The 23,439-nt window shown below is 72.4% G+C and carries 14 protein-coding genes; 7 read left to right on the top strand and 7 right to left on the bottom strand.

Translation table 11 applies throughout. The features are described 5' to 3' along the window. The first annotated feature begins 74 nt into the window (after window positions 1-74). Window positions 75-1,679, top strand: coding sequence for a serine/threonine-protein kinase (locus AC0HI0_RS05225; protein ID WP_480931094.1), 1,605 nt, complete (start codon window positions 75-77; stop codon window positions 1,677-1,679). A gap of 15 nt (window positions 1,680-1,694) precedes the next feature. Here the strand turns inward: AC0HI0_RS05225 and AC0HI0_RS05220 are convergent, their stop codons facing one another. The 5 genes from AC0HI0_RS05220 to AC0HI0_RS05200 form a co-directional block, all read right to left on the bottom strand. Then, a complete protein-coding gene (locus tag AC0HI0_RS05220; protein ID WP_480931093.1) occupies window positions 1,695-3,836 on the bottom strand; it encodes a transglutaminase-like domain-containing protein in 2,142 nt (713 codons plus the stop codon). Continuing rightward, a complete protein-coding gene (locus AC0HI0_RS05215; RefSeq protein ID WP_480931092.1) occupies window positions 3,833-4,984 on the bottom strand; it encodes a DUF58 domain-containing protein in 1,152 nt (383 codons plus the stop codon). Before AC0HI0_RS05215 ends, AC0HI0_RS05220 begins: the two co-directional genes overlap by 4 nt. Beyond that, complete coding sequence (locus AC0HI0_RS05210; RefSeq protein ID WP_480931091.1) at window positions 4,981-5,967, bottom strand: AAA family ATPase; 987 nt, start codon at window positions 5,965-5,967, stop codon at window positions 4,981-4,983. The genes AC0HI0_RS05215 and AC0HI0_RS05210 overlap by 4 nt, the downstream gene beginning before the upstream one ends. 73 nt (window positions 5,968-6,040) lie before the next feature. Beyond that, window positions 6,041-8,197 carry a hypothetical protein gene (locus AC0HI0_RS05205; RefSeq protein WP_480931090.1) on the bottom strand — a complete coding sequence of 719 codons (2,157 nt, stop codon included), beginning with the start codon at window positions 8,195-8,197 and terminating at the stop codon, window positions 6,041-6,043. Window positions 8,198-8,489: 292 nt separating this feature from the next. Next, complete coding sequence (locus AC0HI0_RS05200) at window positions 8,490-8,981, bottom strand: MarR family winged helix-turn-helix transcriptional regulator (RefSeq protein WP_480931089.1); 492 nt, start codon at window positions 8,979-8,981, stop codon at window positions 8,490-8,492. Window positions 8,982-9,069: 88 nt separating this feature from the next. On the opposite strand from AC0HI0_RS05200, the gene AC0HI0_RS05195 reads away from it, so the two are divergent. Together AC0HI0_RS05195 and AC0HI0_RS05190 are read left to right on the top strand one after the other, a co-directional pair. Beyond that, window positions 9,070-9,615: a YceI family protein gene (locus AC0HI0_RS05195; RefSeq protein WP_480931088.1), complete on the top strand. Its 546-nt coding sequence runs from the start codon at window positions 9,070-9,072 to the stop codon at window positions 9,613-9,615. Between the two features lie 399 nt (window positions 9,616-10,014). Beyond that, window positions 10,015-10,518, top strand: coding sequence for an ATP-binding protein (locus AC0HI0_RS05190; RefSeq protein ID WP_480931087.1), 504 nt, complete (start codon window positions 10,015-10,017; stop codon window positions 10,516-10,518). 100 nt (window positions 10,519-10,618) lie between these two features. Here the strand turns inward: AC0HI0_RS05190 and AC0HI0_RS05185 are convergent, their stop codons facing one another. Next, window positions 10,619-11,470 (bottom strand): EamA family transporter, encoded by an 852-nt coding sequence (locus AC0HI0_RS05185; RefSeq protein WP_480931086.1) that lies wholly within the window; start codon window positions 11,468-11,470, stop codon window positions 10,619-10,621. Between the two features lie 366 nt (window positions 11,471-11,836). On the opposite strand from AC0HI0_RS05185, the gene AC0HI0_RS05180 reads away from it, so the two are divergent. Further along, window positions 11,837-12,451, top strand: a complete 615-nt coding sequence (locus AC0HI0_RS05180; protein WP_480931085.1) for a GTP pyrophosphokinase — start codon at window positions 11,837-11,839, stop codon at window positions 12,449-12,451. 666 nt (window positions 12,452-13,117) lie between these two features. Here AC0HI0_RS05180 and AC0HI0_RS05175 read toward each other — a convergent pair. Further along, a complete protein-coding gene (locus tag AC0HI0_RS05175; protein WP_480931084.1) occupies window positions 13,118-13,552 on the bottom strand; it encodes a nuclear transport factor 2 family protein in 435 nt (144 codons plus the stop codon). Window positions 13,553-13,668: 116 nt separating this feature from the next. On the opposite strand from AC0HI0_RS05175, the gene AC0HI0_RS05170 reads away from it, so the two are divergent. From AC0HI0_RS05170 to AC0HI0_RS05160, 3 genes are all read left to right on the top strand, one after another. Next, window positions 13,669-14,187, top strand: a complete 519-nt coding sequence (locus AC0HI0_RS05170) for a CGNR zinc finger domain-containing protein (protein WP_480931083.1) — start codon at window positions 13,669-13,671, stop codon at window positions 14,185-14,187. Between the two features lie 351 nt (window positions 14,188-14,538). Beyond that, window positions 14,539-15,804: a serine hydrolase domain-containing protein gene (locus AC0HI0_RS05165; RefSeq protein ID WP_480931082.1), complete on the top strand. Its 1,266-nt coding sequence runs from the start codon at window positions 14,539-14,541 to the stop codon at window positions 15,802-15,804. A gap of 66 nt (window positions 15,805-15,870) precedes the next feature. Next, on the top strand, window positions 15,871-23,439 hold the full coding sequence (locus tag AC0HI0_RS05160) for an amino acid adenylation domain-containing protein (RefSeq protein ID WP_480934258.1): 7,569 nt from the start codon (window positions 15,871-15,873) through the stop codon (window positions 23,437-23,439).

Genomic DNA, 23,439 nt, shown 5'->3' with positions numbered 1-23,439 from the left:
CCGGTGAGCCCCGCCACACCACCCCCATTCGGAGGTGTCGATCCGGGACCGGGTGCGCCGGATAGGATCCGCTGGTGGACCCGTCCGACGACCTCGCCTGGGCGCCGCGGCCCTCGGCGGCCACCGCCCCGGCCGTCGCCCTGCCCGGCTACAGCGACTTCCGGCTGGTCGCGCACGGCGGCGAGGGCACGGTGTACCGGGCCCGGCAGGACGGTCTCGGGCGCGACGTGGCGGTGAAGGTCCTCGACGTCACCGACCCGGACACCGTCGCCCGGTTCCGCCGCGAACTGGAGATCACCGTCCGGCTGGGCCGCCAGCACCCGCACATCGTGACCGTGCTGGACACCGGGGCGGTCGCCGGCCGGCCGTGCATCGTCATGGAGTACTACGACCTGGGCTCGCTGCACGACCGGCTCCAGGAGCGCGGCCCGCTGCCGGTGGCCGACGTGATCGCGGCGGGCATCGCGGTGGCCGACGCGCTCGCCTTCGCGCACGGGCAGGGCATCCTGCACCGGGACGTGAAGCCGCAGAACATCCTGGTGCTGCCGACCTCCTACGTGCTGGCCGACTTCGGCATCGCGCGCGGCGCGGACGCCGGGCACTCGGCGTCGCTGCAGATGGTCAGCTACCGGCACGCCGCGCCGCAGATGGTCGAGGGGCACCCGCCGGCCGCGTCGGACGACCTGTGGTCGCTGGGCTCGACCCTGTTCACCCTGCTCGACGGGCAGCCGCCGTTCGCGTCCTCGACGCCCGAGCAGGACACCATGCTCGGCTACCTGGGGCGCGTGCAGTCGGCCGCGCCGAGGTCGCTGCTGCGCCGGGACGTGCCGGTGGAGCTGATCGCGATCATCGTGAAGTGCCTGAGCAAGGCGCGCGAAGACCGCTTCCCGGACGCCGCCGCGCTGCGCGCCGCGCTCGCCGCCGTGCCGACGTGGACGCCGCAGGCGGGCGTCGACCCGGACCACACCGCGGCGGTGCGCCGGGAGGTGCGGGAGCGGATCCCCGAGGGCCCGACGTCGATCCCGGACTTCGGCCCGCGCCCGGCCGTCGAGGACCCGCCCGCCGAGGCGGAGGAGCCCGCGCCGGCGCCGCCGCGCACCTGGACCGAGGACCTGGCGGACCTGACCGTCCGGCACGACGCCCCGCCCCGGCCGGTCGTCCCGCCGCCCGCGCCCCCCGTGGTGACCCTGCCCGAGCCGCCGCCCCGGCGGCGCCGGAACCCGCGCACGCTGGTCTTCTCGGCGATCGCCGTGGTGTCGGCGGTGGCCGCGGGAGCCCTGTTCGCCACCCAGGACCGGGGCGGCACGGCGAGCGCCCCCTCCGCCACGGCCACCGCGCCGGTCGTGACCACCGGCGTGACCACCGAGGTCACCGGCGGCGGTGAGGTCGGCAGCGACCCGGGCTTCGCCCCGACGCTGAACCGGTTGGAGGACAACGGTTCCAGCATCGACGCGATCTGGACCGACCCGAGCGGCGGGCAGGCGCAGTTCGTGCTGATGGACGTGACGGACGGCAAGCCCAAACCGGTGGTGACGGTGGTCCCCGGCGTCACCCGCCACACGGTGACCGGGTTGAACCCGGAAGCCCGCGAGTACTGCTTCCAGGTGCTCGCGTTCGGCGTGAACGGCTCCGACAAGCGAGGGGCCTCGGCCCCGGTCTGCGCCGTGCGCAACCGCTGACCCGGCGGGCGGCGGTCAGCGCCGCCACAGCGGGCGCGGGTCGACCGCCCAGAACAGCCGGCGGTGCCACGGCACGATCTCGCGCAACCCCGCGCGCACGTCGCGCGCCAACCGCCACGCCTCGTCCGCCTCCGCCCGCCGGCCGGCCGGAGCCGCGCCCGGCGGCCCGGATGCCCCGCCCGCGCCGATCCCGGGTCGGCCGGCGGCCACGGGGACCCGGTCGGGGGAGGTGGTCCGGGACCGGTCCGGGGCGAAAGCGGCGCGGTCGGCCAGCCGGGCCAGCCGGACCGCGGGTTCCAGGGCCAGGTCCCGGGCGATGTCCGGGGCGGTCCGGTCGCGGCGCGGGGCCCGGCCGGCCAGCAGGAGCAGGTCGAGCACGTGGTCCCACGCCCCGGCCGCCCCCGCCCGGCGCAGCCGCAGCCTGCGGCCCGCGCGCAGCGCGGCCAGCAGCAGCGCCACCAGCACCGGCACGGCGGCCGGCACCAGCAGCCCCACCCACTCCCGGGACGTCCCGGCCGCGGCCTGCGGTTCCGGGGCCTTCGACGGCGGCACGAACGGCGGCGGCGCGGACAGCGCGGTGGTCGTCGGGGTCGCCGTGATGGACGCCAGCCGGTCGAGCACCTCGCGCTTGGCGGCGGCGCTCGACCCGCCCGACGACGTGCCCGCCACCGGGTCGAACGGCACCCAGCCCCAGCCGTCGAAGTACACCTCCGGCCACGCCGTGGCGTCGGCCGCGCGCACCACGCGCTCCGCGCCCGCCGCCGGCTGGAAGCCGACCACGACCCGGGTCGGCAGGCCCACCGCCCGGCCCAGCACCGCGAACGCCGACGCGAACTGCTCGGCGGTGCCCGCGTTCGCCCCCGGCTCGCCGGGGTTGCCGAACAGGAACCGCTCCAGCCGCGCGTACGACGACCCGACCGGGGCCTGCGCGTCCGGTGTGCGGCCGACCTTCACCACCTGCTCGATGGCGACCGCGCGTTCGTACGGCGTCCGGGCGTTCCGGGCGATCTGCCGCGCGTACTCGGCCAGCGAGTAGGGCAGGCCGGGCAGGGCGAGGTAGCGCCGGGCCCGGCCGCCGGCGGGCACCGGGGCGTTGAGCAGGTCGGCGTCGTCGGGCACGTCCAGCACACCCCTGGTCCGGTAGGTCAGGCCGGGGGTCAGTTCGTCGGGCAGCACCAGCGAGCCGGAGTTCGGGTCGACCACGGCCCGGTCCAGGGTGACCGACGTCGGCCGGCCCACCGCGGGCACCCAGCTGCCCGCGAGTTCGCCGACGGTCACCTCGACCTCGACCTCCTCGACCCGCCGGCCCGGCGGCAGGTCCGGCGCGGCGACCGCGCCCAGCGGCCCGTACAGCGACGCGGCGCGCCACGCCGCGCCCGAGTAGTCCGACAGCGCGACCAGCCGCACCGCCCGCTCGGCGCCCCGGACCCGGAACAGCTCCACGTCGCCGAGGTTGGCCCACGACGCGAGTTGCGGCAGCGGGCTGGCCACGCCGAGGTCGTTCACCGGGGGCTCGACCAGTTCACGCGGCTCGAACGCGTCGGTCGCGGGCAGCAGGGCCGCCAGCAGGGCCACCGCCGCGACCGGCACGGCGGGCAGGCCGAGCAGCACCCGACCGCCCGCTTCGAGCCGGTCGACCAGCAGCCAGCCCAGCGCGACCAGCGCGACCAGGCCGAGCGCGACCAGGCCGTGCCGGTCCGCGCCGCCCGCGGTGAGCAGCGCCGTGCCGGTGTAGAGCACGGCCGTGCCGATCACCGGGGCCAGCAGCGAACGTCCCTTGCCCGCGACGGAGACCGCGACCGCGAGTGCCACCGCGAAGGTCGGCAGGGCGCCCGGCACGAGCAGTTCGGGGGTGGCGGGCGCGGGCCGCGCGGCGGTGAGCACGCGCGGCACCAGGTCGAGCAGCACGGTGGTCGGGTCGGCGCTCCCGTCGGTGTCGCGGGCCACCCAGTAGCCGGCGGCCAGGGCGAGCACCAGCACGCCGAACAGCGCCAGGCCGGTCGGCAGCCTCGACCACCGCACCAGCGGCGCGCACGCGAACGCGGCCAGCGCCGAGAGCGCGAACACCACCGAGGGCAGCCACCCCTGCCAGCCCGAACCGAGGTGGATCGCGGCCACCACGAGCAGCAGCGCCGACCAGCTCAGCCGCGCCCTCACCGGGACACCGCCGCGTTCCACGCCGACAGCAGCGCCTCGGCCTTCGGCGCGCGCAGCACCAGGACCGTGCCGATGGCGGAGACCGGCACGTCCGGCAGCGGGTCGACGGCCAGCACCACGCCGACCGACGCGCGGCCGGCCTCCAGGGTCAGCGCCGACAGGTCCGAACCCGCGCCGCCCACGACCGCCACCACGTCCAGGTCCCGGATCGGCACCGGGCGCGGCACGGCGGGACGGTGCGGTGCGGCGGCCAGGTCGGCGAGCGCGGCCAGCACGACGGAGGCGTCCGCGTCCACCGCGCCCGCCGGCAGCCCGACGTCCACCGAGCCGGACGCGGACAGCAGCCGCACCGGGTGCCCCTCCGCGATCGCCACCGTCACCAGGGACGCGGCCACCTCGACGGCGTCCTCGAAGTCCTTCGGGTCGGGGTAGCCGTCGGCGTGGTCGTCCAGCAGCACGGCCAGGTGCGGGCGGGCCGGGTCGGCGTCCTCGCGGACCATCAGCGTGCCGGTGCGGGCCGACGTGGCCCAGTGCAGCCGGCGCAGGTCGTCGCCGGGCACGTACTCGCGCAGCCCGACCAGGTCCGTACCGCCGCGCTCGACCCGCTCGTCCGCGCCGACGTGCCCGCGCCGCACCCCGCCGGGCAGGCCGCGCACCGGCAGCACGCGCGGCACGACCCGCACCTCCACCACGTCGCCGACGACCGTGCGGGCGTGCGCGAGCCCGGCCAGGCCGCGCCGGCTCAGCGTGAGCGGGCCGATCCGCAGCAGGCCGCGCGCGTGGGTCGGGATGGCGTACTCGACCCTGGTCCGCTGACCGGGGGCGAGCGGCGGGATGTCGACCGCCACGACGGTGCCCGCGACCTCGTCGGTCGCGTCGAACAGCACCGGGAACCGGCGGCTGGTGCCGGTGAGTTCGATCGTCCCGGTGCAGGTGCCCAGCCGTTGCACGGTGCGCGGCCGGACCGTCCGCTTCGGACTGACCCGGGCGCGGGAGAGCACCGACAGCACGCCCGCCGAGGCCAGTGCGATCAACGCGGCGCCCAGCGCCGCGACACCGGGGTAGCTCCACCACAGGCCGACCGCCACCAGCGGGACGCCGACCAGCACCACCCCCAGGCCGCGGGCGGTGAGCCGGACCCCGGTCATCGCGCGGACGGCCGGGGCACCGCGACGCCCGACACGACGTCGGCCAGCACGTCCTCGGTGGTGGTGCCCGCCAGCTGCGCCTCGCGGGTCAGCACCAGGCGGTGCGCCAGCACCGGCACGACCAGCGCCTGCACGTCGCCCGGCACCGCGAAGTGCCGCCCCTGCGACGCCGCGTACACCTGCGCGCAGCGCACCAGCGCCTTGAGCCCCCGGGTGCTCGCGCCCAGCCGCAGGCGGTCGTCGGAGCGCGACGCGGTGCCCAGCTCGCCGATGTAGCGCAGGATCGGCTCGGCGACGTGCAGCGTCTGGAGCCGGCGGCCGTACTCGGCGACCACGTGCGGGTTCGACACGGTCGGCACCGCGCCGACGAACCCCGCGCCGCTGCCCGGCCGCAGCACGTCCAGCTCGTGCTCGGCGGTCGGGTAGCCGATGGAGGTGCGCAGCATGAACCGGTCCAGCTGCGCCTCCGGCAGCCGGTAGGTGCCGTCCAGGTCGATCGGGTTCTGGGTGGCGACGACCAGGAACGGCGCGGGCACGGCGTGCGCGACGCCGTCGACGGTGACCGTGCGCTCCTCCATGACTTCGAGCAGCGCGGACTGGGTCTTGGCGGCGGCCCGGTTGATCTCGTCGGCCAGCACGACGTTCGCGAACACTGGCCCCGGCCGGAACCGGACCTGCCCGGTCTGCGGGTCGTAGACGGACGTGCCGGTGACGTCGGAGGGCAGCAGGTCGGGCGTGAACTGGACCCGCCGCGACACCCCGCCCAGCGCGCCCGCGACGGCCCGCGCCAGCGTCGTCTTGCCGGTGCCGGGCACGTCCTCCAGCAGCACGTGACCGCCCGCGAACATCGACACGAGCACGAGGTCCACCACGTCGCGCTTGCCGCGCACGGCGGTCTCCACCGCGTCGCCGAGCCGCGCGTGCAGGGCGCGGAACGCCGCGATCTCGTCCTCGCCGATCGCCGGAACTGCCGTGGTGGTCACTGTTCGCCGCACCCCTCGGTCACCCGTCCGCCGACCCGCCGGCGCACCGCCGGGCGGCGCGCACCCCCGCCGATCACGGTTCGTCCCGCCGACGCCGGTCGCGCACCCGCAGCAGCCACGCCGTCGCCAGCAGGCCGATGCCGCCGCCCACGAGCGGGGCCTCCCCGGAGGGTGCGCGGCGCGGCTGGCAGATCTTGTTGCCCGGGCACGGTTCGCGGTCGATCACCCGGACGGTGCGCGCGGCGGACTCGACCGAGGCACCGCCGCCGGCCGCGTACGCCCGCACCACGATCCGGTTGGTGCCGACGTCCACGTAGATCTCGGCGGAGGTCGCGCCGCACGGGATGTCCACGGAGTAGCTGAACGTGGTGTTGACGACCTGGCACGACCCGTTGTGGTTCGCCCAGTCCGGTGGCGGGGCCATGTTCACCTGCCGGGAGAACATGTCGCCGTTCGCGGGCAGGCTCGTGATCACCGTCGCGCCGGCGGTGGGCAGGCTCGGCGGGGGCGGTGTGGTCGTCGTGGTGGTGGTCGTCGTCGGCTCGACCGGCGGGACCGTCGTGGTCGTGGTCGTCGTCGGCACCACGGGCGGGACCGTCGTCGTGGTGGTGGTCGGTGCGACGACCGGCGGGCGCACGCTCAGCGAACCGCTGCCCGCCTCGCCCGCGCCGCGCTTGTTGTAGGCGGCGACGGACACGTCCACCCGGCCGCTGGTGCAGAACGACGTGCCCGCGCAGGACAGCGTGAGGTCCGTCGACGTGCCCGCGACCTGCGAGGTCTTGGACCCGCCGGCGAACGCCCCGCTCGCGGTGACCGAGTAGCCGTCGATCCGCTCGCCGTTGTCCGGGGCCGCGCCCCACGTCACCCGCACCACGACGTCGGTGCCGTTGTTGGACGCCTGGCTGACCGTGACGCCCGGCGGCCGGCCCGGCGCGACACCGGCCTGGCCCGCGCTCGGCGTGGTGACCGGCACGTCGGTGGTGGTCTGGCCGGGGCTGTCGGGGCCGCCGCGCGGGTCGTTGTCGCGCGTCGGCGGGTCCGGCCGGGGCGGGGGCGGGCTCGGCACGGTCGGGATCGGCGTGCGGTCCGGGTCGGTGACCGGCAGGTCGGGGCTGCGCACCTGCACGCTGCGGGTGCGGCCGTCGGAGTCGACGATCACGCCGGAGTCCGCGCCGGGGGTGTTGATGAACAGCCGGCCGTCGTCGAACACCAGCTCCGGGTCGCCGGTGGAGGACGTGCGCACGTCCTCCGCGCCGCGCCCGCCGGTCCGGTCCAGCACGACGACCTTGCCACCGCCGCGGCACGGCACGTAGACCCGGTCGCGGAACACCGCGGGGCGGCCGGGGCGCGTGCAGGAGAACCGGCCCATGTCGACCCGGATCACGTCGTTGTCGGACAGCAGCACGACGGTGCCGGCGTCGGGCACGGCGGCCGGGACGAGCCCGGTCGGGCTGCTCTGCGCGGCGAGCACCTCGCCCGCGTAGGAGGAGGTGCTCGCGGTGAGGTCGCGGTTCGTGCCGTCGCGGACGACCACGCCGCCCTCCAGCCCGAGCAGCGTCACGCCGCGTTCGTGCGGCACCAGCGCGGTGCGCGGGCCGGCACCGGGCACCGGCCGGTTGGAGCGCTCGCGGAACCGGTTGTCGTCGTCGCTCCACTCCAGGGCGTGCAGGTTGCCGCCGTGGTCGACGGCCCACACCACGCCGTCGTCGTCGGCCACGACGTCGGCCAGCGGCCGGCCGACCCGCCACGCGTCGCCGATGTCGGCGAGCGTCACCGGGTCGGTGTTGTGCACGGTGCCGGCGGCGCGGTCGACCACGTACACGCGGTCGCCGACGATGAGGACCTTGGAGGACGAACCGGGAGGGGCCTGCCGCCGACCGCTCGCCAGCAGCGTCGCCAGGTCGACCACGGTGATCTGGCCGGTGCGCCGGTCCAGCACGACCAGCTTGTCGCCGGACTGGGCGATCTCCAGCTGCGCGTCCCCGCCGCTGACCTGGAGTCTGGTCTGCGGTTTGCCGGAACTCGGGTTGACCTGCACGACCTCGCCGCGCTGGTCGTCGTTGAGCCACGTCAGGCCGTCGGTCACGTCGACGGCGGTGCGGGCGATGCCCTGGCCGAACGCGGCACCCGCGAGCAGCAGGACACCCAGTACCGCCGCGCCGAAACTGGCCGACTCACGTCGACCCGTGCCGATCACCCGGCGCGCTATTCCACCCAGCTTCAACCCCACGGCGCGGATGTTAACGCGACGGTAGGACATTTCCGGCGGGAGCTGTCGACATGCTCCACTCGGCCCAGCGGCCCATCGGCCGGATGCGTCCACAGCGGAGCGCACACCGCCCCGTCCGGGTTACCTCCGAGCCCGTGACCAGGTCAGGTCGCCGGACGTCCGGATCGGGAGCGGGGGCCGGGCCGGACCGGCCGGCGGAGCGCCGGAAGGGGTGGCGGCGGGGTGTCGACCGGGCGGCGGCGGAGGTGTCCGTCGATTCCCGAACGCGATTCGGGATTCGCGTCGGAGGGTCTCAGAATTCGTCGAGTTCGGCGCGGACTTGAGCGCACTCGGTCTGCAAGCCGTTCTCCATCGCGCGACTGATCTCCTGGAGCGAGGCGAGCTGCGCCGGGGTCAGCACGTCGAACAGCTGCTCGCGCACGGCCGTGACGTGCCCCGGGGCGGCGGCTTCCAGCACGGCGAAGCCCCGGTCGGTCAGGCTGGCCACCGATCCGCGCCGGTCGGAGGCGCACGCGCGGCGCTCCACCCAGCCCTCCTTCTCCAGCTTGGCCACGGCGTGGGAGAGTCTGCTGCGGGACGAGAGGCAGTTCAGGGCCAGTTCGCTCATCCGGAGCGAGCGCTCGGGCGCCTCGGAGAGTGCGACCAGGATCTCGTAGTAGGCCATGGGCATCCCGGAGTCGCGCTGCAACTGCCGGTCCAGGTGTTCGGTGAACTTGGTCACGGCAGCCCGGAAGCCGCGCCAAACCCGCTGTTCATCGGCGCTCAGCCACCGCACGTCGCTCATGCTCCCATCATACGGTCGTTGTTGAGAGTTCAACCAGGATGCGCTATGTTCTGTTGAGAGTTCAATCAGACCGACCGAGAAGGACACCATGACCTCGCAGACTGCGCAGATCCCCGGCTACCTCGTGGGCACCTGGGCCATCGACCCGGTGCACTCGGACGTCTCCTTCGTCGTCCGCCACCTGGGCGTCTCCAAGGTCCGCGGCCACTTCGACACCTTCGAGGGCACCATCGTGACCGCGGAGAACCCGCTGGAGTCGAAGGTCGACGCGAAGATCTCCACCGCGTCCATCAACACCAAGAACGAGTCGCGCGACGCCCACGTCCGGGGCGAGGACTTCCTGGACGTCGAGAAGTTCCCCGAGCTGACCTTCACCTCGTCGGCCGTGCGCGCCAACGGCGAGGGCTTCCTGGTCGAGGGCGAGCTGTCCCTGCGCGGCGTGACCAAGACCGTCGAGCTGGAGCTGGAGCTCAACGGCTTCGGCGACGGCTTCGAGGGCGCGAAGGTCGCGGGCTTCTCCGCCAGCACCGACATCAGCCGCAAGGAGTTCGGCGTGACCGGCGGCGCGGCGGGTGCCGCGGTCGGCGACAAGATCACCATCCTGCTGGAGATCGAGGCCGTTCTCCAGGCGTGAGCGGCACCACCGACAGAGGGGCTCGCCGGGTGACCGGCGGGCCCCTCTTCGTGTGCCATCCGGGTGGACTTCGCCGAGCGCGACCACACCTTCGGGGCGCGCGCGGAGCCCCGTACACACCCCCGGTCTGCCGCTCACCGGAACGGGCGGACTCCGATATTCCCTTTGGCGGTGCATTTCGGTACTTTTCCGGACACCGCCGTGACTAGCCGTGAACCATGAGCCCGCAACCCCCGTACTAGGACGTGAGCCGGGGGACGATTCCGGTCGTGATCGGAGCAAGCCGACTCGATCCGGACACGGTCCGCTCACGGGGTCTAGACCACGTGGGTGACAAGGGCTGTACTCATGGCACCATCTGGCGCTGTACGCGCCGGACGCAGGCGAGGAGGGATCGGTGTGAACACCCAGACCGAACAGGTCGACGACCTTCGACTCGTCGCGTTGCCCACGGCGATCAATGTCGCGGACATGTTCGTGCGCTTCTCCCTGGGCGAGTGGCGGTTGCGCGGCATGCAGGACGAGGCCGCGCAGACCGCGCGGCGGCTCGTCGGCGCCGCGGTCGACGTGGCGGACCCGCGTGCGCCCGGCCTCCTGCTGGTGCGGCTGCGGTTGAGCGGCAGCTACCTGGTGGTCGAGGTCGAGGGCTACCGGGTGGCCCTGCCGCCGGAGTTGGCCGGCGGGCGGGCGGGGCTGGTGGACCTGACGGCCGGTGGCCGGCTGGTGTGGTGCGAGCTGACGCTGCCGTCCGGGATGAACGCCTCCGCGGTGCCCCTCCCCCGGCGCGAGCCGCGCCGGTCGCCGGCGGCGGAGAAGCTCGGGGACGAGCCGGACGTGGACCCGGAACTCATCCAGCGCATCCTGTACGGGTTGGGCGGGGCCGCGGAGCGGCGACCCGACTAGCGGTCGGGACGCCGCCTGTTCCTGTTTCGTACCGCGTGGGCCGCATGGGCCGCGTGGGCCGCGTGGTTCGTGACGGCCGATCCGTTGGGGTCGTGCTCGGCTACCGGCCGGGTTTGCCGGCGGACAGCGCGAGCAGGGAGAGGCCGAGCAGGCCCATGCCGCACCACGAGACCAGCGGCAGCCGTTCGTGCAGCACGACCACGCCGAGGACCGCCGCGACGGCCGGTTCGGCGAGTGTGAGCGTGGTCGCGGCTGCGGCGGTGGTGTGCCGCAGGCCGTGGCCGAACAGCAGGTAGGCGACGAACGTCGTGAGCACCGACAAGTGCATGACGACCGCCACACCTTCGAACGTGCCCAGCCACGACACGCCGAGCAGCAGGACAACCGGCAAGGTGATCAAGGACGCCCCGCCGAACACGGTGCCGACCACGGCCCGTGACGGGTGCCCCAGGCCGATCAGGTGCGCGCAGATCACCGAGTACCCGGCGAACGACAAGCCCGCGACCAGCGCCAACGCCACCCCCACGAGGTCGACGTGCGCGTCGCCGCCGCCGAGCACGAGGACCGCGCACCCCACGACGGCGGTGAGCGTGACCAGGGGGCGGGACCTGATGCCCAGCACGATCGGCGCGGTGGCCAGCGCGACCGTGGTCGCGACCGCCACGCCGGTGCGCGCGACGGCCGGGTAGAACGCGAGCGCGTACCCGGCGACGGTGACCGCGCCGATCAGGAGCAGTCTGCGGTCGGCGGTGCGCAGCACGTCACGCGTGCCGCGCGCGGTGAGGAAGAGCAGGCAGCCGCCGATCACCAGTCCCGCCGCGCCGACCGCGACGGCGGGAGCGGACGACGGGGCGAGCGAGCTGACGGTGCCGGTGGAGCCCCAGAGGACGCACGCCGCGAGGATCGGCAGCGGGCCTTGGGCGAAGCGCGTTCGTACGACAGCGGATGACACGGGTTCTCCGTTCGCGGGTGACTTCGCGGAAGTGCCGAGGTCGCGAACGGGCGCAGCGCGGGGTGCCGGGGTCGAGGCTCAGAGCCGGATGTGACGCTCGGAGCCGGCGGCCGCGTTCAGAGCCGGCTGTGGCGTTCAGGGCACGTGTCGGAGCACGTGAGAGTGCTCACGGCAGTACGTGCGCGGCGGTCGGGCAGTATCTGTGGGCTGCTCGTCGGAGCGCTCGTGGAGTGCCGCTGGAGGGCCGGCTGAGAGGCGGGGAGCCGCAGGTGCGCCCGTCAGGCGGACGGCGGCGGGAGAACGACGTGCCAGTGGGTGTTCACGACCTGGATCGTAGCGGAGCGCGGGGCCGGTATTCTGGGGATCATGGACATCGGCGTCGCGGATGACCTGCTGCGGCGGTCCCTCGTGGTCTACAAGTTCGCGGTCGACGAGCTGATGACGAAGCTCCGGATCCTCAGCGAGGAGTTCGACCTCGTTCACCGGCACGACCCGATCGAGCACGTCACGCAGCGGGTGAAGCGGCCGGATGCGATCCTGGACAAGCTGCGGCGCAAGGGCTTGCCGGCCGACCTGGGGTTGGCGGCGGAGCACCTGGACGACGTCGCCGGGGTGCGCGTGGTCTGCCCGTTCGTGACGGACGTGTACCGGGTGCGGGACATGCTGGCGCGGCAGAACGACGTGGAGATCCTGAAGACGAAGGACTACATCGCCACGCCGAAGCCCAACGGGTATCGGAGCCTGCACCTGATCGTGCGAATCCCGGTGTTCTTGTCGGATCGGGTGGAGCAGGTCAAGGTCGAGGTCCAGTTGCGGACCATCGCGATGGATTTCTGGGCGACGTTGGAGCACAAGCTGTTCTACAAGTACGACGACCAGGTGCCGGCCGGGTTCGTGGACGAATTGACCAGCACGGCGGCGATCGCGGCGGAGTTGGATGCCCGGATGGAGTCGCTGCACCTGAAAATCCAGCGCGACTGACCGTTGTCAGCCGGGTTTGAGCGGGGCGCGAAAGCGCTCGCGGTTCTCGTCGTTGCCGAACGCCGAGGAATTCCGGCGGTAATTGCGCACGGTCGATGATTGGTGCGCAGACCATGGATTCCGTGTAGCAGCGGTAGGTGTGTGGCAGCAGTAGGTGTGTGGCAGAAGTAAGCGCGTAGTGCGGTAAGCGTGTGGTGGCGGGTGGCGGGTGGCGGTTGGCGGATGGCTGCGGGAAGCGGTTTTGTCGGTACCCTGTGGGATAATGGTGCTGGGGGCCGGAGGCCGCGCCCGAGGCGCGGCCTCGGAGCGCACATAAGGGCTTGAGCTGCGGTTTTAGTCGACCTGCGGGTGCGATCGCGGCGGACTGCGGCTCGGGCGAGTCGCGGGCTGGCCTTGTTCCCGAGTGGCTCTGGTGGAGTGCGTTCTAGGGGCGAGAGCTTGAGCGTAAAAGCGTCCTCGCCGGACGGGCTGGCCGCCGAGGATGACGGAAGTGCGGTGGGCGTCGTGTCATCCCCGTGTGGCCTGGTCTGAGACAACCACGCTTGAGTAGGGAGCGCAAGCGAAAAGCGTGCTTGCGCTCCCTACTCAAGCGTGGTTCGCTGCGCGCAGGCCACACGGGGATGACACGACGCAGGTGGGTATTTGTTGGGAGATTTTTGCTGTGGGTTAGTGGAGTGGTAGGTCTTCGGTTGAGTTGGGGTCGATTCTGCGGTCGGTTTCTGCGATTTTCAGGTCGTTGATGCTTGCCTCTCGGCGGCGCATGAGGCCGTTTTCGGCGAACTCCCAGTTTTCGTTGCCGTAGCTCCGCCACCACTGGCCTTCGTCGTCGTGCCACTCGTATTGGAAGCGGACCGCGATGCGGTTGGTCGTCCAGGCCCAGAGGGATTTGCGCAGGACGTACTCGTGTTCGCGCTCCCACTTGCGGGTCAGGAAGGCGATGATCTCCTGGCGGCCGGTGACGAACTCGGATCTGTTGCGCCACACCGAGTCCTCTGTGTACGCCGCTGCCACGCGGTGCGGGTCACGGGTGTTCCAGGCTTCCTGTGCTTTGTGGACCTTGAGGCGGGCGGAGTGTTCGTCGAACGGTGGGACCGGGGTCACGGTGGTGCCCTTCTCACGGTTGAACTGGCGGTTTGACGTTAGAACGATCTCCTAACGGATGCAAGTGCGTGTTAGCGTTAGATGTGTTGCCCGACGAGCCTCGTCCTGTCCGCCTGATGAACACGATCTGGGCGGACCGGTCCGGCGTGCACGACGACTTGGCGTCCGTGGACGGCCTTGTCGCCTGGCTGGGCGGGGTTGGCGGCGTTGGCGAGCCGGATCTTGAGGCGTTTCGCGTGTTGCGGCGTGCGCTTCGGGACCTTGCGGGCGTGGTGACGGAAGACACTCGGGCCGTTGCGGAGGATCGCGACCTCGCGCGGGCGCTTGCGGGGGTGAACGCGGCGGTTCGGCAGACGGCCGCGTGGCCGCAGCTCGACGTCGTCGACGGCAACCTGGTCCGGCGCACGGCGAGCGCGGCTTCCGAGGCCGTCCAGGTGTTGGCGGCGACGGCGGCCGAGGCCGTGGAGCTGTTCGGCGGGGAGCGGCGAGCGCTGCTGCGGGCGTGCTACGCGCCGGGGTGCGTCCTCTACTTCGTCAAGGACCACCCCCGGCGGGAATGGTGCTCGCCGGCCTGCGGGAACCGGGTGCGGGCCGCCCGGCACTACCGGCGGGTCACTTCGCGGGGCTCCGCGTAACTCCGGTTCAACGACACCGGCGACTTTTGGTTACGGGGTACGGGATATTTCTTCAGAATTGGGTTGAATAGTCTCCGGCGGGCTACCCTGTGGACAGATTACCTGTTGACAGAAGTCCATGCCAGGCGAGTACGAATAATCCTCGCAATCGCCCCCTCATTACGGAACTGCGTGGTCCAAACCACGCCGTTCGAGTGAACCGCGGAGATCAATCCAAGAACGCGTGGTTACGCCTCGACAAACCGGGGAATCTATATTCCGCAGATGCTCCGTTTGGCGGTCGCGATGATCCTGGAACGGCCGTCAACGTTGGATCGAAGCCGTATGGCTCATTCCTGCAAAGGACCTTCGATGGATACCGATCACCTCGCGCGACGATTAGCCGGACTCGTGCGCGACCACCTCGTGCCCGGCGCGCAACTGGCCGTCCACCGACCCGGTGACGGCCTCTGGACGACCTCGGTCGGCCTGCCCGCGGACGCGGCCGTGCCGATCGGCTCGATCACCAAGACGTTCACCGCGACCGTCGCGATGACCCTCGTCTCGGACGGAGACCTCGACCTCGACACACCCCTTCCCGACGTCGAACACCGGCTGACGCTGCGGCACCTGCTCAGCCACACGGGCGGCCTGCCGTCCGACCCGGACGACGTCCGCACGACCTCTCTGCGCCGCCACGCCTTGGAGGCGGGCCGCACGCTGGTACCGCTGCACACCCCCGGCGCGGGCTTCTCCTACTCCAACATCGGCTACGTCCTCGTCGGTCACCTGATCGAGGTGGCGACCGGAATGTCCTGGTGGGAGGCGGTGGACGCGGTCCTGCTGCGCCCGTTGGGGTTACGTCCGCACTTCACCGTGGGCCCCGAGGCGGAACGCGGCGCGGTGTCCGGGCACGCGGTCAACGTGCCGCAGCGCCGGGTCGTCCCGGTGCGCCAGTCGCTGGCCCTGGTGGACGCGCCGGCCGGTGCGCTGGCCGCGAGCGCCACCGACCTGGTGACGTTCGGCCGGATGTTGGCGGGCGCGCCGCCGCACCTCGTGGACGGTGCGGACCTGGCGCTCATGCGGACCCCCGTGCGGCACGCCGAACCCTTCGGGATGGCCGACGGCTGGGGGCTGGGGCTCGCGCTCTACGAGCGCGACGGGGTCGCCTGGGTGGGCCACGACGGCACCGCCGACGGCACCTCCTGCCACCTCCGGATCAATCCCGACGACGGCACCGTGGTGGCCCTCACGACCAACGGGAGCAGCGGGTTCGCGTTGTGGCGGGACCTGGTCCCGGAATTGGCCGAGGCGGGTCTGCCGGTCGGTGATTACGACGGGCTGGGCGAGCTGCGGGACCCCATCGCGCCGCCGGCGGACTGCACCGGGAGCTTCGTCAACGGCGACACCGAATATTCGGTGGAGCCCACGGGGCGGGAAGTGCTCAAGCTCACGGTGGACGGCGAGCCGTTCGCGGACCTGTCGTTGTTCGACGGACTGGTGTTCGCGATGCGGGATTCCGATACGGGCGATACGAGCCAGACCGGACGTTTCCTCCGGGACCCCCGCGGGGGCGGGATCCAGTGGATCCAGATCGGTGGCCGGCTGGCCCGCCGGCAGGTTCCGGAAATGGTCTGAAAAATCACGTTTCAACGTCCTTCGTCGCGGGTATGCCGCGGCCCGCGCACTACCCCTGGAAAGGCTCTGCTCGCGATGACGTCTGCCCAAAACCTGCCGAGATTGGTGAGTGCGCGGGTCGCGTGCTCGCCCGACGCGCCGGCGATCCTCTCCGCGGAGGAGACGGTCACGTACCGGCAGTTGGAGGCGCGGGCCAACCGGCTCGCCCACCTGCTGATCGCGAAGGGCGCCCGCGCGGAACGGGTGGTCGCGGTCGCCCTGCCGCGGTCGGTGGACAACGTCGTGGCGCGGCTCGCGGTGCTCAAGACCGGGGCGGCCTACCTGCCGGTCGATCCCGCCTACCCGGCCGAGCGGATCTCGTTCATGCTCGACGACGCCGAGCCGCTGCTGGTGGTGGACGGGCCGGTGGACGTCGGCGGGTGGCCGGACTCCGATCCGGGGGTCGAGATCGCCGCTGATCAACCGGCGTACGTGATCTACACCTCCGGCTCCACCGGGCGGCCCAAGGGGGTCGTGGTCACGCACCGGGGGCTGCCCGCGTTCTCGGCGGCCGAGGTGCTGCACTTCGACGTGCGGCCGGGTGACCGGGTGCTCCAGTTCTCCTCGCCGAGCTTCGACGCGTCGGTGTTGGAGCTGTGCATGGCGCTGCCGGCGGGGGCGGCGCTGGTCGTGCCGCCGGAGGGTCCCCTGCTCGGTGAGCAGTTGGCGGACGTGATCGAGGAGTTCGGCGTGACGCACGCGCTGATCCCGCCGGTCGCGCTGGCCACCGTGCCGCGCCGCGCCCTGCCGGGCTTCCGGACGTTGATCGTGGGTGGTGACGCGTGTTCGGCGGACCTGGTGGCGCAGTGGGCTCCCGGCCGTCGGATGATCAACGCGTACGGGCCGACCGAGTCGACCGTGGTGACGTCGTGGAGTTCGCCGCTGGTGCCCGGTGGTGGCCCGCCGCCGATCGGGCGGGCGATCCCCGGCACGTCGGTCCGGGTGCTCGACGCCGAGTTGGCGTCGTGCGACGAGGGCGAGTTGTACGTGACCGGGCTCGGGTTGGCCCGGGGCTACCTGGGGCGGCCCGGGTTGACCGCGTCCCGGTTCGTCGCCGACCCGTTCGGGCCGCCCGGTGCGCGGATGTACCGGACCGGGGACGTGGTGCGGCGCTCGGCGGACGGCTCGCTGGAGTTCGTCGGCCGGGCCGACCACCAGGTGAAGATTCGCGGGTTCCGGGTGGAGCCGGGCGAGATCGAGGCGGTGCTGGCCGGGTTCCCCGGCGTCCGCCAGGTCGTGGTGGTGCCCCGGGACGAGCCCAAGCGGCTGGTCGCGTACGTGGTGGGTTCGGCGGAGGGCTTGCGGGACGGGTTGGCGGCCACGCTGCCCGACTACATGGTGCCTTCGGCGTTCGTCGAGCTTGACGCGCTTCCGTTGACGCCCAACGGGAAGCTCGACCGGGCCGCGTTGCCCGCGCCGGTGGTGGGCGAGGTGCCCGACGACTTCGTCGCGCCGCGCAGTGCCGAGGAGCGGCGGGTGGCCGAGGTCTGGGCGGAGGTGCTGGGCGTCGAGCACGTCGGCGCGCAGGACGACTTCTTCGCGCTGGGCGGCGATTCGATCCTGGCGGTGCGGGCGTTGGGGCGGCTCGGCGGCCTGCCGGTGCGGGCGATGTTCGAGCACCGGACGGTGGAGGCGCTGGCGCTGGCGCTGCCCGTGCGGGAGCCGATTCCGCTGGTGTCGCGCGGGCAGGCGTTGCCGTTGTCGCCGGCGCAGCGCCGGTTGTTCTCGTTGGACGGGACCGCCGAGCAGAACACGGCTGTGGGGTTGCGGTTGACCGGCGCGTTGGACGTGCCGAGGCTGGCTGGGGCGTTGGATGCGTTGGCGCGGCGGCATGACGCGTTGCGCACGACCTTCGACGTGGTCGACGGGGTGCCGGTGCAGGTCGTCTCGGCGCACGGCACGATCCCGTTGGCGGTGGGCGACGAGGGTGATCTTTCGGTTCCGTTCGACCTGCGGGTGGGGCCGTTGACCCGGGCCGTGTTGAAGCCGCTCGGGGATGAAGACCACGTGCTCGTGCTGGTGCAGCACCACATCGTGACCGACGGGTGGTCCGTCGGGGTGCTCGTCGAGGAACTCGCCGCGCTGTACGCCGGGGACGAGCCCGCTCCGGTTTCGGCGCAGTACCCGGACTTCTCGGCGTGGGACGCGGCCCGGCCGGTCGGCGACGTGGCGTACTGGCGGGAGAAGCTGGCCGGCTTGGAGACGTTGGACCTGCGGCCCGACCGGGCCCGGCCGGCGCTGCGGACCTCGGCCGGCGCGGTGGTGCGGCGGCCGTTGCGGGCCGACCTGGTGGAGCGGCTGGCCGGGGTCGGGCGGGCGCACGACGCGACGCTGTTCATGACGCTCACGGCGGCGGTGCAGGTGTTGCTGTCGGCGCGTTCCCGGCAACGGGACGTCGCGTTGGGCACGGTGACGTCGGGGCGGGACCACTCGGACCTGGAACGTGCGGTCGGGTTCTTCGTGCGCACGCTGGTGCTGCGGTCGTGGGTCGATCCGGAGTTGCCGTTCACCGGGTTCCTGGACCACGTGCGGGACACCGTGATGGAGGCGTTCGCGCACGACGACGTGCCGTTCGACCGGGTGGTGGCGGAGGTCGGGGCCGACCCGGACCCCAGCCGCACGCCGTTGGTGCAGGCGGTGGTCGCGTTGCAGCAGCCGCTGGTGCGCGAAGGCCGGTTCGGCGATCTCGTGGTGGCCGAGCACGACCTGCCCCGGCCGAACGCGCGGTTCGACCTGGTGGTGGAGTTCTGGCCGCGCGACGACTCGTTGGCGTTGACGATCGAGTACAACACCGACCTGTTCGACCTCTCGACTGTGGAGGTGTTGGCGGACGACCTGGAGACGTTGCTGCACGACGTCGTCGAGGATCCGGATCGGGAGTTGCGACGGCTGGTGGCGCTGGACTTCCCGCCGGACGACACGGTCCGCGTGCGGGGCGTCCGGGTCGACCCCGGGGCGGTCGAAGAAGCGTTGCGGCGGCACCACGAGGTGACGGACGCGGCGGTGGTGGCGACGGATCGGCGGCTCGTGGCGTACGTGACGCCCGTGGTGAACCCGGCTGCCTTGCAGGGGTTCCTGGCTCAGGTGTTGCCGGCGCACAGCGTTCCCACGACGTTCGTGGGGCTGGAGCGGCTCGATCGGGACAACCTGCCCGCGCCGCCGGAGGAGCCCCGGGTCTACGTCGCGCCGCGCACGCCCGTGGAGGCGGCGCTGGCCGGGGTGTTCGCCGAGGTGCTGGGCGCGGCGCGGGTCGGGGTCCGGGACAACTTCTTCGCGCTGGGCGGTGATTCCATCCTGGGCATCCAGGTGGTCACCAAGGCGCGGCAGGCCGGGCTGGTGCTGACCTCGCGGGACATCTTCGCCTACCAGACGATCGCGGCGCTGGCCCCGCACGTGACGCGGGACCTGCCGCCGGCCACGGACCAGGGCGCGGTCACCGGGGACGCGCCGCTCACCCCGATCCAGCGGTGGTTCCTGGGTACCGGGTCGACGCTGTTCGACCAGTCGCTGGTGGTGGACTTCGCGGACGAGGTCGACCCGGACGCGTTGGCGGCGGCGGTCGAGGCGTTGATCGAGCACCACGACGCGTTGCGGATGCGGTTCGACGGCGACCGGCAGTTCAACGAGCCGGTCGGGTACGGGGAACCGCTGCTGCGCGCGGAAGTGCTCGATGAGCGGTCGGTCCGGCTGGTGGCGCACCACCTCGTGGTGGACGGGGTGTCGTGGCGGGTGCTGTCCGAGGACTTGACGACCGCCTACCGGCAGGTCGTCGAGGGTTCGGCGGTCCGCATCGGGGACAAGACCACCTCTTTCCGGGACTGGGCCCGGAGGTTGCACGGTCACGCGGTGACGGGCGGGTTCGCCGCCGAACTCCCCTACTGGTCGGCGGTTTCCGGTGACGGCGTGCCGACCGACCGGGACGGGGCCAACACGTTCGCCACCACCCGTGACGTGACGGTGCGGTTGAGCGAAGCGGAGACCTCGGCGTTGTTGCGGGACGTGCCGGAGGTGTACCGGACGCAGATCAACGACGTGCTGCTGACCGCGCTGGGGCGGGTGCTGGCGGACTGGACCGGGCGGGACCGGGTGCTGGTGGACCTGGAGGGGCACGGGCGCGAGGAGCTGTTCGACGACGTCGACCTCTCCCGCACGGTCGGCTGGTTCACCACCGTCTTCCCGGTGGCGCTGGAGGTGCCGCGGGACTGGGGCGCGGCGCTGAAGTCGGTCAAGGAGCAGCTGCGGGCCGTTCCGGGGCGCGGCATCGGGTTCGGGGCGTTGCGGTACCTGGCGAACGGGCCGGTGTGCGATCCGGCGGTGAGCTTCAACTACCTGGGGCGGTTCACCGGGCAGCGGGACCTCGACCTGCTGGCGGACCCGGACATGCCGCGACCGCACCTGCTCGACGTCGTCGGCAAGGTGCAGGACGACCGGCTGGAGTTCGCCTGGTATTACAGCTCCGCCGTGCACGACGACGCGACGGTGGCCCGGCTGGCGGAGGCGTTCGCGGTGGCGTTGCGGGCGATCCTGGCGCACTGCCGGGAACCCGGCGTGGGCGGGCGCACGCCGTCGGACTTCCCGTTGGCGCGGCTCACCCAGGAGCAGGTCGACCGGATCACCGGCGAGGACGCCTACCCGCTGACGCCGATGCAGGCCGGGATGGTCTTCCACGGCCTCGGTGAGCGCGGCGTGTACTTCCAGCAGACGACGTTCGTGGTGGACGGGGTGCCGGACTCGGCGGCGTTCGCGAGGGCGTGGCAACGGGTCGTGGACCGGACGCCCGTGCTGCGCAGTTCGGTGCTGTGGGAGGACGTGCGCGAGCCGTTGCAGGTCGTGCACGCGCACGCCGACGTGCCGTTCAAGTTCCTGGACTGGAGCGGGCTGGAGGAAACCGAGCGGGCCTCGCGGCTGTCGGCGTTGCTGGCGCAGGACAAGGCCGAGGGGATCGACCTCGGGGTCGCGCCGCTGATGCGGGTGGCGATCGTCCGGCTCTCGGCCGAATCGGTGCGGGTGCTGTGGACGTTCCACCACGTGCTGTTGGACGGGTGGAGCGTGTTCCAGGTGTTGTCCGACGTGCTGGGCGAGCCGGCCGAGCGGCAGCCGTTCCGGGATTACGTGGCGTGGCTCGCGGCGCAGGACGACCAGGCGGCGCAACGGCATTGGCGGCAGGTGCTCGGGTCGTTCGACTCCCCCACGCCGCTGCCCGTGGACCGTCCGGCGGCCGGCCCGGCGACGTCGTCGGCCCGGCTCTCGGTCGAGCTGGCCCGGGAGGATTCGGCCCGGTTGTACGAGTTCGCCCGTGCGCACCGGGTCACGCCCAGCGCGATCGTGCAGGGCGCCTGGGCGTTGTTGCTGGCCAGGTCGTCCGGGCAGCGTGACGTGTGCTTCGGCGCGACGGTCTCCGGGCGTCCGGCGGACCTGCCGGGCGTGGACGCCATCACCGGCATCTTCATCAACACCCTGCCGGTGCGGGTGCGCGTCGACGGGTCCCGGCCGGTCGCGGACTGGCTGCGGGAACTCCAGGCGGCGCAGGCGGAATCGCGCCGGTTCGAGCACGTGCCGCTGACCAGCTTGCAGGCGTGGAGCGGGGTCGCGGCCGGTACCGGGCTGTTCGACAGCGCGGTGATCTTCGAGAACTACCCGGCCGACCTGGCCGACGGGATGGGGCTGCGGGACCTGGAGGCGGTCGAGACGACCAGCTTCCCGTTGAGCGCCACGGTCTACCCGGCGGACCGGCTGGAAGTGCTCCTCGGCTACGAACCCGCGATGTTCGACGCCGACACGGTGGTCCGGTTGGGCGAACGGCTCAAGACCCTGCTGGTCGGCCTGGTCGCCGATCCCGACCGGCCGGTCGGCCGGGTGCCGTGGCTGTCCGACGCCGAGCGCCGGCAGGTGCTGGTGGAGTGGAACGGCCGGGAGTCCGGCACGCCTTCCGCGACCATCCCCGAGTTGTTCGCCGCGCAGGCGGCGCGGACTCCGGACGCCGTGGCGGTCACGTTCGCGGGCACGTCCCTGACCTACCGCCAGTTGGACGAGCGCGCGAACCAGTTGGCGCACCACCTGGTGGAGTCCGGCGCCGGGCCGGAGCGGTTGGTGGCGTTGGTGCTGCCGCGCCACGCCGACCTGGTGGTGGCCGTGCTCGGCGTGTTGAAGGCGGGTGCGGCGTACCTGCCGATCGACCCGGCCTACCCGGCGGACCGGATCGCGGGCACGATCGCCGACGCGAAGCCGGTGGCCGTGCTCGACGCGATGCCCGATGTGTCCGGACATTCCGTCGTGGCACCCGATGTGCGACTGACTCCCGACAACGCGGCCTATGTGATCTACACCTCAGGCTCGACCGGGAAGCCGAAGGGTGTCGTGATCCCGCACGGCAACGTCGTGCGGCTGTTCTCGGCGACCGATCACTGGTTCGGGTTCGGCGAGAACGACGTGTGGACGCTGTTCCACAGCTACGCGTTCGACTTCTCGGTGTGGGAGCTGTGGGGGCCGCTGCTGCACGGCGGACGGCTCGTCGTGGTGCCCTTCGAGATCTCGCGCTCCCCCGCCGACTTCGCCCGACTCCTGCGCGACGAAGGCGTCACCGTGCTCAACCAGACCCCCTCCGCGTTCTACCAACTGGTTCCCGAACAGCCCGACCCGAGGTACGTGATCTTCGGCGGCGAAGCCCTTGACATGCACAAAGTCCGGGACTGGCGGGGCAGCGGCACGTTGATCAACATGTACGGGATCACCGAGACGACCGTCCACGTCACCTACACCGAGGCCGACGGCAGCATCGGCGAGCCGATCCCCGACCTCCGGGTGTACGTGCTGGACGAGGACCTCGAACCGGTGCCGCCGGGCGTCGCCGGGGAGATGTACGTGGCGGGCCCCGGACTGGCCCGGGGCTACCTGGACCGGCCCGGCCTGACCGCGTCCCGCTTCCTCGCAAACCCTTACGACACAGCGGGTTCTCGCATGTACCGGACCGGCGACCTCGGCAAATGGCTCAACGGGAGGCTGCACTACCTGGGCCGGGCGGACCAGCAGGTGAAGATCCGCGGCTTCCGGATCGAACTCGGGGAAATCGAAACCGTCCTGGGTGCGCATCCTGCCGTCGCCCAGGTCGTTGTGCTGGAGCAGGAACAGCGTTTGGTGGCGTACTACGTGCCGAACGGGGCCGTGCAGGTTTCGGAACTGCGCGGTCACGCTTCGAGTGCGCTGCCCGAACACATGGTTCCTACGGCGTTCGTGGCACTGGATCGACTGCCGCTCAACGCCAACGGCAAGTTGGACCGCGTCGCGCTCCCCGCGCCCGAGCGCGACGCGGTCACCTCGGCCGAGTACGTCGCGCCCCGCACGGAGACCGAAGAGGCCATCGCGGCCATCTGGGCGGACGAACTGGACGTCGACCGGGTCGGTGTCGAGGACAGCTTCTTCGCGCTGGGCGGCGATTCCATCCGCAGTCTGCGCATCACGTCCCGGACCAAGGCGGCGTTCGCCGTCGAGTTGTCCCCTCGGGACGTGCTGACCGCCCGCACCGTGTCGTCCCTCGCCGATCTGGTGGAGGAACTCGTGCTGGCCGACCTCGAAGCCCTCGTCGACCGGGAAGCGTGA

It is taken from the genome of Saccharothrix sp. NBAS 001 (assembly GCF_056640475.1).
Note: the sequence above shows the minus strand (reverse complement) of the source record. Positions and strands in the feature narration are given on the sequence as shown.